Genomic DNA, 11429 nt, shown 5'->3' on the forward strand with positions numbered 1-11429 from the left:
CCTTCCCCCGCCTGGACAGCCGTGAGGGCCCGGCCCCCTTCCGGGGACCGGGCCCTCACCGCCCTCGCTAGCGCTTCTCCATCTGTACAGGGACCGCGTGGCGCAACCGCGCACAGCGCGGGCACCGCAGCAGCCGACCGGGGCCGAGCCGGTCGGTGGTCTGCATCGGGAACGAAGCGGTGCTGAACACGTGCCCTTCGGCACAACGGACGACGGTGCGCTCCATCAAGTCCCTCTCCCAAACGCATGGACAACAAAAGCCACATTAGGGGATGAACTGGGCGCACTCCCAAGCGGCATGCCGAACCGGGGAAGAGTCCCCACCGTACGCCTCAACTCCCGCACCCCGCACCCGCTTACCGCCCCGCGTCGCACCCGGACATGACAAAAGCCTCACGGCCGAATACACCGGAGGCTGGGGATGAGGTACAGTGTGCGACGATGCACCGCCCTGCAAGATCAGGCGGTCACGCGGGTGTAGTTTAATGGTAGAACATGAGCTTCCCAAGCTCAGAGCGCGGGTTCGATTCCCGTCACCCGCTCCAGAGTTGAGGCCCAGGTCGGAGACCTGGGCCTTTGTTGTTGTCTGGACCGGGTTAAGCGTTCCGTGCCCGTTGCGTGCCCGATCGCTCTTGATCGCGAGCCGCCTTGGCCTTCACCTGTCGAGATCAACGAGATGACTCTCGACTCCGCTTCCTACGTGCTTGAGTACGACTTCGACGCGTAGCCACTTTCGCGGGTGAGGCAGGGAGCTGTTACAGATTTTTCTACCTCATCAAGCCCCGTCCTTCGGCCGGGTAGGAGGCGGGGGAGGGATCACTCCTGGGGCTCTCGCTGAGGATGCCATTCCCTGCCGGGCCTACCTGGCGCCGATCACTGAGACTCGCCGTTGAAGACCATGGGCATCGGTTGAGGCCAACAGTCACCTTCCATGGGGGCCGGGCAGCACGGCATGACCCATGAAGCCGTGCGGCCGTAGGTTCTGGCCCGGCGGGGGCTCTTGCCTTCGGCATCCGGCGTGCAGGCCAATGGCTTCGACAGCCACCGCTACGAATTACACCCCACCGGTCGGCACTGCGGGCCGGCGCGGGCACAGTACTCGGGCGCCGCTCCTGCCTCCGGCCCGCTCCGCCCGGCCCCGGCCCCGCGCCACCTGAAGTAGCCGCGGGGTAATTCGCTTCACGCTTTGTCCCGCCCAAAAGCTGCACCGGAACGAGCATCGATCCCCACCAGCCGACACCACCGCCCAGCCGCACCAGGACCAGGCGGAAGCCCACCACCAGCACATCGAAGCAGCTCCACCGAGGCCCGTGACTCAGAGCGTGCCCATAGGGGAGCCCCGGGGACGGCGAGAAGAGTGCGGGAGAGGAAGTGGTGAAGGGGGGCGGAAGCGGTGAGCGGTTTACGTGGCAAGCGCGCTGCCGACCACCCCATAGGTCGTAGTCCTGAGAGAAGGCAGGCTACGGGAGGGGTGGGGTCGGGGCGGCCGAGCACTTTGGACGAGAACGCCGGCATGGGGCAGGCCGCCGTACACCGCCACCGTCACGGATGCTCCAGCGTGAGCGGACCGGACGCGGAGTACCTGGTCGAGGGGGAGCTATCTGCTGGCGCGACGTGGCGAAGGTTCGTAGGCGTTCCACTCGACGCGGCGCCATAGGGGCTGAGGAGCGTGTCGCGCCTACGAACCGAGCATCATCCCACCGCGGGCGACACGCTGGCGGAAGTTCGTACCGGGTCAGAGGACGTGGACGCCACTACCGAGCACGCCAACCGTGCAGGCAAAGGGGAGGAACGCCGAAGGAACGGGGAGGAACGTGGAAGGAACGGGGAGTCTCGGGGAGGCTCAGCGAGATATAGTTCATTGCGACCCCAATGAAAACGGGGGGCACCCTTCCTCATAGTGGGTACCCAAGAACGGGCTCCAAGCAGAGGAGCCCGGCCCCGGTGGGCTAGACCAGGGCCGGGCTCATGCGTGGAGTCGTTAAGCGGGTCCGGCCGATCTCTTAGAGGCCGGACCCGCTTTGCTTGGGTCTGGCATCGTCCGGTTCACCGCCTCACGGTTGGCGCGTTACCGCGCCAGCTGCTCCACACAGCCTGCGAGTGCCGCGATCGCGGAGCACAGCGCGACCAAGATCTCAGCCTTCGTAGGGCCTCGCCTCGGTTCGCGCTCCTGCTCTTCTTGATCGTCCGGCTTCCGCAGATCTGCCATGCCTCACCTCCAGTCCGGTCGTACCAACCCCGTGTGCCTTGCGGGGTCTTCGGCCCTGGGGTCCGAAGCTTGTAATGGACCGGAAGTGGACGGCAGAAGCATATCGGTCGGCACTGACAACCCGTGCGCGCTCGGGTCTACACCGAATCCTAGTGACGCCTTGCTCCCCGTCACAGCGCCTCCTTTGGCGGGGTGATCGCCTCGCCCGCCTCACGTACTACAGGCAACACCGACCACGGGAAGTTGATCCAGTAGCAGAGGAATCGCGAGCAGCGGCGGATAACTCTCAAGGCAGGAGCACCCGACCCGAGTTGCTGGTCAGGGGCCTTCTCAGTGCGGAGGCTGTGGGATTTGAACCCACGGTGACGTTGCCGCCACGACAGTTTTCAAGATCGCCCATTGGCTCACCCGTTAGGTTGTCCATGGCAGTTCGAACGGGCGGGCGCGTGATCGCGGCTAGGGGGATGCTTGCATGGATGAGGACGAGATCAGGCGTGCCGTAGCACGAGGGATCCAGGACTACGAGAAGTCACGACCGAAGCCCAAAGGGGTCATCCAGGAAGCGGAGAGCGCAGTAGGCGGCTGCATCGTGATGTTCGTCCTGGCACTGCTGATCCTGGGCGTCGTTGCGGCCTGCAACAGCTGAGGCCCGGCTGCCTGTCGGCTCTCATACCGCACGGCCACCAGGGTCTTGGTACCGGAGACACCGTGTGCCCGACGCGTGCCCGGTGCATCGGGGAACGGCGGTGAATGACGGGTTCGGCAGCGCTTCCGCTTGGGCCTCACTGGCGGACGTCCTAGCAGGTCAGCGACCTAATTAGCCGTGGATCACCCGTGATTCCCAAGCTCAGAGCGCGGGTTCGATTCCCGTCACCCGCTCCAGAGTTGAGGCCCAGGTCAGAGACCTGGGCCTTTGTTGTTGTGCGGGCCGGGCCCCCTTGGTCCTCGCTCGCCGGCGCCGCGACTGGGGCTCGGTCAGTCGACCGGGAAGGTCCGGATGGCGGCTATGTCGAACTGGAGGCGGACCTTTTCGCTCACCATGGCGCCGCCCTGGGCGAGTTTGGCGCTGTAGGTCAGGCCCCAGTCGGTGCGGTTGATGGTCGTGGTGCCGTCGAAGCCGACGCGCTCGTATCCGAACGGGTCGGTGACGTGCCCGATGTAGGTGAGTTCCAGCACGACGGGCCGGGTGATGTCCCTGATGGTGAGGTCGCCGGTCATGCGGTAGACGTCGTCGTCCGCGAGTTCCACGGCGGTGCTCGTGAAGGTCATCCGCGGGTAGCTCGCGGCGTCCAGGAAGTCGCGGCCGATCACGTGCGCGTCGCGCTGTTCCACGCCGGTGTCGATGCTGGCGGTGGACAGCGTGATCTGTGCCTCGGAGCGGGCCGGGTCGCGGCCGTCGAAGTAGAGGCGGCTCTCGTACGCCGTGAAGGCGCCGCGCACCGTGGTCACCATGGCGTGCCGTACGGAGAAGCCGATCCTGCTGTGCGCGGGGTCGATCATCCACTCGCCGGTGAGCGCGGCGAAGGCGGGGTCGGGCAGAACTGCGAGGTCGGAGGGGGCTGGAGCGGCGGGGGCCACCGTGCGGCGGGAGGAGGAGCTGCGGCCGAACAAGTTCATGGAGCACGTTGTTACTTCAAAGTAAATATGGGCGCAACCCCTGTTCAACGGCCGGAATTCGAGAATCCGGTGAAGGCCGGTGAAGGGTGGCGGCGCCCGCGCCGCCGGGTGGCATGCCCGTACTCGCGAGCCCGCCGGACGTTAGCGCGGTGTTAGTGGATCAGCAGCGGGGGCGGCGAGTGTGGGTGGCGCGGAACGGAAGGACCGGCCGCACCGACGCCACCACCAGGGGGACACCATGTCGCACCGCACCCGTCGCCACAGCCGCAAGGCCGCCGCGGCCGCGCTGCTCGCCGCCACCGCGCTCGCCCTCACCGCCTGCCAGAGCGGCGAGTCCGGCGCCGCGGGGTCGGACTCGTCGGCGTCGGCCGGCAGCTCCGCCGGGTCGGCCGACGGCGCGTCGAAGGACTCCGCGGCGCAGACGGACACGGGCTCCGCCGAGGGATCCGGTACGGACGCCTCGTCCGGCGGGCAGCAGGCCACCGGGAGCGGCGGCGCGTCCGGTACGGACGGTACGGACAGCTCGGCCGCCCGCTGCACCACGGCGAGCATGACGGCCGGCTGGGGCTCCGAGGGCGGCGGCCGCCCCGACATGAACAGCGACCAGCAGGAAACCGCCACCGTGTGGTTCAAGAACAACGGCAGCGCTGCCTGCACGATCAGCGGCTTCCCGGGCGTACAGCTCAAGGGCACCGACGGCACCACCTGGGACCTGCGGCGCTCCGGGAAGAAGCCCGTCCCGGTGACGCTGAAGCCGGGTGCGAACACCCACTTCACCTTCCAGCTGCTGCCCTCGACCCGCGACGACGACCGCAAGCTCGAACCGGCCACGGTCGTGGTCACCCCGCCGAACGAGAAGCAGCACTTCGAGCTGAAGTGGCCCTACGGCGGCGCGATCCTGGACCAGTCGGGCGCCACCCGCCCGGGCACGTTCGTCAACCCGGTGGGCGCCTCCTGATACCCGCTCAGCGGCTCTCCCGGCGCGCGACGCCACGGGCCCACAGGACGAGCGGGGCCTGCAGCGGCAGGCGGGCGAGGGCGGCGGCGCGCAGCGGCGCGGGGCGGTGCCGCCAGTCGACGGCCATCTGGACGTTCGCCGGGAAGACGCCGACGAAGAAGGCGGCCGTGGCCAGCGCCGCCACCCGCCGGGTCCGGGGGTGGGCCACGCCGGCCGCCAGCGCCAGCTCGGCCACGCCGCTCGCGTACGTCCAGCCGCGCGCCGAGCCGGGCAGGGCCCGGGGCACGGTCGCGTCGAACGGTTTCGGCACCGCGAAATGCAGTACACCGGCGCCGGCCAGCAGGCCCGCGAGCAGCCTGGGTGAACGCGCGGTGCGCGCGGTGCGGTCGGCAGTACGGGACATGACGCCTCCTGAACGGGCCGGGAGCGGGCCGAGGAAGCGCGACATTACTCCGGAGTAAGTTCCGGGGAAAGGGCGGGCGCTCCCGCCGTGACCCGCCTCACGGTCCGGCAGACCGTCTCACGGAACTGCCGTGACCGGCCTCACCGCTCGTGGATGTGCTGATCGCGGCCCGCCTGGTAGACGCGGGCCGAGCCGGAGGCCGTGGCGTGCTGGGTGATCACCGGGGCGGACGCGGGCTCGTCGGGGGTGACCTCCGCGAGCAGGGCGCGCAACTCGTCGGCGACGTCCGGGCGGGCGGCGAGGAGCCGGCGGATCCGGCCCTGCCAGTCCCGGCGCAGCTCGTCCTCGGTCTCGTCGTCGGCGGCGTCGCGCGCTGCGAGCAGGTCCTCGCGGGCGGCTTCGAGCTCGGCCGAGACGGCCTCGGCGCGCTCGGGCCGGGCCCGTCGCCACAGTCCGACGACGCCCTCCCGTACGCCCTGCCACGCCTCCGTGGCCATCAGCGTGACGAGCGTCGTGCCGGCGGTCCCCGCCAGCGTCGCGATCTCCGGATCCATCGGCCGTCCCCCATCTGCGTGCAGCGGCTGCGCGCGGGTCTCCGCGCGCCCTTCTCCGTCTGCACGGTACGGGAGCAGGTCCGCATCCGTACGCATTCCTCTCCAGGTCACGGGTACCGCGTAACCGGCCCGATCCTGCGTTGCCGGGTGGCGCCCCGGATCCCAGCATGGGAAGGGTCGGTTCGACGGGAAAGCCGGAGAAGGGTTGTTTCATGCGGGATGCACCGGGGACCGGAACGGCGGCGGAGAGCGGCGAGCGGGCGGGCGCGGCGTCCCGCGACGCAGGCGCACGGTCCGGTGCCGCGCTGTCCGACGAGGACGTGCGGACGCTGGACGCCCACTGGCGGGCGGCGAACTACCTCGCCGCGGGCCAGATCTACCTGCTGAGCAACCCGCTGCTGAGGGAGCCGCTGGCAGCGGAGCACATCAAGCCCCGGCTGCTCGGCCACTGGGGCACCTCGCCCGGCCTCAACCTCGTCTACACCCACCTCAACCGGGTGATCGTCGAACGCAACCTGGACGCGATGTGCATCTGGGGGCCCGGGCACGGCGGCCCCGCGGTGGTCGCCGGGTCCTGGCTGGAGGGCAGCTACTCGGAGATCTACCCGGACGTCGCGCAGGACGAGGCCGGGATGGCCCGGCTGTTCAAGCAGTTCTCGTTCCCCGGCGGGGTGCCCAGCCATGTCGCGCCCGAGACGCCGGGGTCGATCCACGAGGGCGGCGAACTGGGGTACTCGCTCTCGCACGCGTACGGGGCCGCCTTCGACAACCCGGACCTCCTGGTGGCCTGCGTCGTCGGTGACGGCGAGGCGGAGACCGGGCCGCTGGCCGCCTCCTGGCACTCGAACAAGTTCCTGGACCCGGTGCACGACGGTGCCGTACTGCCGATCCTGCACCTGAACGGGTACAAGATCGCCAACCCGACGGTGCTCGCCCGGCTCCCCGAGGAGGAGCTGGACGCGCTGCTGCGCGGCTACGGCCACGACCCGGTCTACGTCACGGGCGACGAGCCGGAGACCGTGCACCGCGCGCTGGCCGCCGCCATGGACCAGGCGCTGGACCGCATCGGCGCCCTCCAGCGGGCCGCCCGCGAGGGCTCGGGCGCACCGCAGGAACGGCCGCGCTGGCCCATGATCGTCCTGCGTACCCCCAAGGGCTGGACCGGCCCGCGCAAGGTCGACGGCAAGCTCGTCGAGGGCACCTGGCGCGCCCACCAGGTCCCGCTCGCCGCCACCCGCGAGAACCCCGACCACCTGCGGGAACTGGATCGCTGGCTGCGTTCCTACCGCCCCGAGGAGCTGTTCGACGAGCGGGGCGCGCCGCGTCCGGACGTACTGCGCTGGGTCCCCGAGGGCGCGCGCCGGCTCGGCGCCAACCCACACGCCAACGGCGGCCGGCTGACCCGCTCGCTCCCGATGCCGCCGCTGAGCGAGTACGCCGTACCGGTGAAGCACCCCGGTACCGAGCTGCGCGAGCCGACCAAGGTCCTCGGGCAGCTGCTGGAACGGGTCATGGCCGACACCGCCGAGAGCCGCAACTTCCGCCTGGTGGGCCCGGACGAGACCGCGTCGAACCGGCTGCAGGCGGTGTACGCGGCGTCCGGCAAGAACTGGCAGGACAAGCTGCTGGAGACCGACGAGGACCTGGCGCGCGACGGCCGGGTGCTGGAGATCCTCTCCGAACACACCTGCCAGGGCTGGCTGGAGGGCTACCTCCTCACCGGCCGGCACGGCCTCTTCTCCTGCTACGAAGCCTTCGTGCACATCGTCGACTCGATGGTCAACCAGCACATCAAGTGGTTGAAGACCACCGGCGACCTGACCTGGCGCCATCCGATCCCCTCGCTCAACTACCTGCTGAGCTCGCACGTCTGGCGCCAGGACCACAACGGCTTCTCGCACCAGGACCCGGGCTTCGTGGACCACGTGCTCAACAAGTACCCGCCGGCCGTACGGGTCTATCTGCCGCCGGACACCAACACCCTGCTCTCCGTGGCCGATCACGCGCTGCGCAGCCGGGACTACGTCAATGTCATCGTGGCGGGCAAGCAGCCCACCTTCGACTGGCTGGACATGGACCAGGCGATCGCGCACTGCGCCCGGGGCGCGGGCGTATGGGACTGGGCGGGCACCGAGCGCGGCGGCGCGGCACCGGACGTGGTGCTGGCGTGCGCGGGCGACGTACCGACCCAGGAGGTGCTGGCCGCCGCCGCGCTGCTCCGCGAGCACCTCCCCGACCTCGCCGTACGCGTGGTCAATGTCGTGGACATCGCGCGGCTGCTGCCCAGCGGGGAGCATCCGCACGGCATGACGGACGCCGAGTACGACGCGCTGTTCACCACCGACCGGCCGGTGATCTTCGCGTACCACGGCTACCCCTGGCTGATCCACCGGCTCGCCTACCGCCGCACCGGCCACGCCAACCTGCACGTGCGCGGCTACAAGGAGCACGGCACCACGACCACCCCGTTCGACATGGTGGTCATCAACGACCTGGACCGGTACCGGCTGGTCATGGACGTCATCGACCGCGTGCCGGGCCTCGCCGTACGGGCCACGGCGCTGCGCCAGGAGATGCAGGACGCCCGCACCCGCCACCACGCCTACATCCGCGAGCGCGGCACGGACCTGCCGGAGGTGGCGGACTGGAAGTGGCCGTACTAGGCCGCGCCCCCGTAGAGACGCGCCAACACCGGCAGCCTCGCAGGAGAAGGTGCCGGTGTCGGACGCGTGGCCGGCTGGCGGAAGCCGGCCGCGTGACCGGCGGGACAGGCGCCGGCCGGGGGACGGACGGGGCGGGCGCCGGACCGCAGTCCTCCGGCGCCCGCCGCCGGCCGGTCTACGGAGATGCCCGACGAGGGCTGCCAGGCCCGCCGGACATCTCCGGGTTCAGGGGACCGGGACAGTCATCAGGTCCCAGGCCGGGAACGGGTCGTCGTACGCCGCCCAGGCCACGGGTCCGTCGGCCAGTTCACCGGTGGTGAGCAGGGCGTCGGCCAGCGCCTCGCGCAGCGCGTCGGCCCGCAGCCCGGTACCGATGAAGACCAGCTCCTGGCCCTGCACGGCGGGCCGGTCGTCGGCTCCGTGCTCCGCTGCGGAGTGGCCGTGCTCGTGGTCATGGCCGTGGTCGTGCACGCCCGACGGCTCGAAGCGGGCCACCGCGCCCGCCTGGGACCACAGCCCGGTGACATCGGGACGGGTGGCAAGTGTGAAGAAGCCCTTGGAGCGCAGGACATTGCCGTACGTACCGGCGTCCAGCGGCCCGGTGATCAGGTCCCACAGCCGCCCGGGGTGGAAGGGCCGCGGGTCGCGCAGCACCACGGACGAGATGCCGTACTCCTCCGTCTCGGGCACATGGTCGCCGTTGAGCTCGGCCACCCAGCCCGGCGCCTGCTCGGCCTTCGCGAGGTCGAACAGCCCGGTTCCCAGGATCTCTGCGGGGTCGATCCGACCGCGTACGGTCCGCTGCACGCGCGCCGCCGGGTTCAGCCGCCGCAGCGTGGCCTCCAGCCGGTCGGCCTCCCCCGCGGAGACTAGGTCGGTCTTGTTCAGCAGGATCACGTCCGCGAACTCGACCTGGTCGATCAGGAGATCGCTGACCGTGCGCTCGTCGTCCTCGACCGGGGCCAGGCCGCGCTCCACCAGGTCGTCGCCGCGGCCCAGCTCGTCATGGAAGTTCACCGCGTCCACGACCGTGACCATCGTGTCCAGGTTCGCGATGTCGGTGAGCGTGGCGCCGTCATCCCTCGCGAACGCGAAGGTCGCGGCGACCGGCATCGGCTCGGAGATGCCGCTGGACTCGATGAGCAGGTAGTCGAAGCGGCCGGCGCGGGCGAGCCGTTCGACCTCTTCGAGCAGGTCGTCGCGGAGCGTGCAGCAGATGCACCCGTTGGTCATCTCGACCAGGCGCTCCTCGGTACGGGAGAGCGCGGCGCCGTCCCGTACCAGGGCGGCGTCGATGTTGATCTCGCTCATGTCGTTGACGATGACCGCGACGCGCAGGCCCTCGCGGTTGCCGAGCACGTGGTTGAGGAGCGTGGTCTTGCCGGCGCCGAGGAAACCGGAGAGCACGGTGACCGGCAGCCGGCCGTCCGGCGGCGTGTGGTTCATGCCGAGGACGGTAGCAGATGATAATCATGTTCAACAAGGGGTCGCGAAGGCGCCGCGCGGACGGAGCGGGCGGCGTCCGTACGCCACGAGATGCGGCACACCTGGTGACGCACCGGGAATACCGGCACGGACATGACGTCAAAAGATTGTCGTCACGCGGAAGTTGCTCGCCAGTAGGAAGCGGATAGGGTGCTTCCGATCTTCGCTTATCCTGCGCCCGCAGGGCCCGTTTGCGATGCCGCGACCGCCCGAGGACCCGTTTGATGACAGCTCAGACACCCGCACGACCGCCCCTCGTGGCGGCGCTGTACGCGTTCCTCGCCGCCCTCTTCGTGACCGGCGGCGCCGTCCTGTGGGCGGTGCTCGCGGGCCCGGTGGCGCTGCGCACCTGGCTGGCGTGGGGCTGCGGCACGGTGGCGGTGGTGCTGAGCGTCCTGCTGGCGATCACGGTGTACGCCGTGCGCACCACCGCCCGGCACCGCGCCCGCATCGCGGACATGGAGGCCGCCGCCGACCGGCTCGCGGACGAGACGCTGCCCGCGGTCGTGGCCCGGCTGCGGGACGGCGCCTCCGTGGACACCGCGCTCGGCCACACCGTGATGCCCGCCGACGAGGCGCACCGCCGGATCGTGGAGACGCTGGCCACCGAGGTCGGCCGCGGCGAGCGCATGCGCGCCGCCGCGATGTCCGCCTGCGCCAGCGCGGCGGGCCGCGTCCAGGCGCTGGCCACCAGCATGCTCGCCGACCTGCGCGAGATGGAGCACCGGCACGGTGAGGAGGTCCTCGGCGACCTGCTGAAGCTGGACCACACCACCGCGCAGGCGGGCCGGCTGGCGGACAGCATCGCCGTACTGACCGGCGCCCGCTCCGGCCGCCGCTGGAACAAGCCGATCGCCATGGAGAGCATCCTGCGCGGCGCGATGGGCCGGATCAGCGCCTACCGGCGGGTGCGGCTGCACAGCAGCAGTACCTCGGCGGTGGCCGGGCACGCGGCCGAGGGCGTGATGCACGCGCTCGCCGAGATCATGGACAACGCCACCTCCTTCTCGCCGCCCACCTCGACGGTGCACGTGTACGTCGAGGAGACGCAGGCGGGCATCGTGGTCAGCGTCGAGGACAGCGGGCTGGTCATGACCGAGACGGCGCTGCGCAGCGCCGAGGCGGCGGTGTCCGCCAAGACGCTGGACCTGATGTCGCTGTCCGGCACCCGGCTCGGCCTCGCCGTCGTCGGCTGCCTGGCCGGCAAGCACGGCCTGACCGTCTCGTTCCGCCCGTCGGCCCGCGGCGGTACGAGCGTGGTCGTGCTGATCCCGCAGCAGCTGGTCACCCAGGCGCCGCCCAAGCCGGCCGGCCGCCCCGCCGAGCCCGACGTACCTGTCGCGGGGCTGCGGGCCGCGCACGACGCGCAGGCGCGCGAGGTGCACGAACGGGACGCGCACGAAGCCGACGCACGCCACTCGCACCGCAACGACGCACACGAAACCGGCGTGCAGGACCGGCCCGCCACCCGTGAAGCCCGACCCGCCTCCGGGGCCGGCGCGGCGCGGGAGACCACCGGCCGGCACCCCACCGTCCCCGA

Annotated in this window: 8 protein-coding genes and 1 tRNA gene; 5 read left to right on the forward strand and 4 right to left on the reverse strand. The window is 70.6% G+C overall.

The genetic code is table 11. The features are described 5' to 3' along the window. The first annotated feature begins 471 nt into the window (after positions 1 to 471). Positions 472 to 545 (forward strand) — tRNA-Gly (locus CCS38_RS32995). Positions 546 to 2681: 2136 nt separating this feature from the next. After that, entirely contained in the window at positions 2682 to 2855 is a 174-nt protein-coding gene (locus tag CCS38_RS33000; protein WP_223737015.1) for a hypothetical protein, read from the forward strand. A 329-nt stretch (positions 2856 to 3184) separates the two neighbouring features. Here CCS38_RS33000 and CCS38_RS33005 read toward each other — a convergent pair whose 3' ends face one another. Next, positions 3185 to 3826, reverse strand: a complete 642-nt coding sequence (locus tag CCS38_RS33005) for a YceI family protein (protein ID WP_223737016.1) — start codon at positions 3824 to 3826, stop codon at positions 3185 to 3187. 238 nt (positions 3827 to 4064) lie between these two features. Between CCS38_RS33005 and CCS38_RS33010 the strand changes: the two genes are divergently transcribed. Beyond that, entirely contained in the window at positions 4065 to 4784 is a 720-nt protein-coding gene (locus CCS38_RS33010) for a DUF4232 domain-containing protein (protein WP_223737017.1), read from the forward strand. A gap of 7 nt (positions 4785 to 4791) precedes the next feature. On the opposite strand, the gene CCS38_RS33015 is transcribed toward CCS38_RS33010, so the two are convergent. Both CCS38_RS33015 and CCS38_RS33020 read right to left on the reverse strand, forming a co-directional pair. Continuing rightward, positions 4792 to 5187: a DoxX family protein gene (locus CCS38_RS33015; RefSeq protein WP_223737019.1), complete on the reverse strand. Its 396-nt coding sequence runs from the start codon at positions 5185 to 5187 to the stop codon at positions 4792 to 4794. Between the two features lie 140 nt (positions 5188 to 5327). Next, the gene (locus tag CCS38_RS33020; RefSeq protein WP_223737021.1) at positions 5328 to 5741 is read right to left on the reverse strand and encodes a hypothetical protein; all 414 of its coding nucleotides are present in this window, start codon (positions 5739 to 5741) and stop codon (positions 5328 to 5330) included. A 212-nt stretch (positions 5742 to 5953) separates the two neighbouring features. Between CCS38_RS33020 and CCS38_RS33025 the strand changes: the two genes are divergently transcribed. Further along, positions 5954 to 8404: a phosphoketolase family protein gene (locus CCS38_RS33025; protein ID WP_223737022.1), complete on the forward strand. Its 2451-nt coding sequence runs from the start codon at positions 5954 to 5956 to the stop codon at positions 8402 to 8404. A gap of 225 nt (positions 8405 to 8629) precedes the next feature. Here the strand turns inward: CCS38_RS33025 and CCS38_RS33030 are convergent, their stop codons facing one another. Next, entirely contained in the window at positions 8630 to 9850 is a 1221-nt protein-coding gene (locus CCS38_RS33030) for a GTP-binding protein (RefSeq protein ID WP_223737024.1), read from the reverse strand. A 263-nt stretch (positions 9851 to 10113) separates the two neighbouring features. Between CCS38_RS33030 and CCS38_RS33035 the strand changes: the two genes are divergently transcribed. Then, a partial coding sequence (locus CCS38_RS33035; protein ID WP_223737026.1) for a sensor histidine kinase occupies positions 10114 to 11429 on the forward strand: 1316 nt, incomplete at its 3' end.

Source organism: Streptomyces purpurogeneiscleroticus (assembly GCF_020024005.1).
Taxonomy (GTDB): domain Bacteria; phylum Actinomycetota; class Actinomycetes; order Streptomycetales; family Streptomycetaceae; genus Streptomyces; species Streptomyces purpurogeneiscleroticus.

Excerpts from the sequence above, each read along its gene's own strand:
- CCS38_RS33000 (WP_223737015.1), top strand. The coding sequence starts at position 2,682 with ATGGATGAGGACGAGATCAGGCGTGCCGTAGCACGAGGGATCCAGGAC.
- CCS38_RS33005 (WP_223737016.1), bottom strand. The coding sequence starts at position 3,826 with ATGAACTTGTTCGGCCGCAGCTCCTCCTCCCGCCGCACGGTGGCCCCC.
- CCS38_RS33010 (WP_223737017.1), top strand. The coding sequence starts at position 4,065 with ATGTCGCACCGCACCCGTCGCCACAGCCGCAAGGCCGCCGCGGCCGCG.
- CCS38_RS33015 (WP_223737019.1), bottom strand. The coding sequence starts at position 5,187 with ATGTCCCGTACTGCCGACCGCACCGCGCGCACCGCGCGTTCACCCAGG.
- CCS38_RS33020 (WP_223737021.1), bottom strand. The coding sequence starts at position 5,741 with ATGGATCCGGAGATCGCGACGCTGGCGGGGACCGCCGGCACGACGCTC.
- CCS38_RS33025 (WP_223737022.1), top strand. The coding sequence starts at position 5,954 with ATGCGGGATGCACCGGGGACCGGAACGGCGGCGGAGAGCGGCGAGCGG.
- CCS38_RS33030 (WP_223737024.1), bottom strand. The coding sequence starts at position 9,850 with ATGAACCACACGCCGCCGGACGGCCGGCTGCCGGTCACCGTGCTCTCC.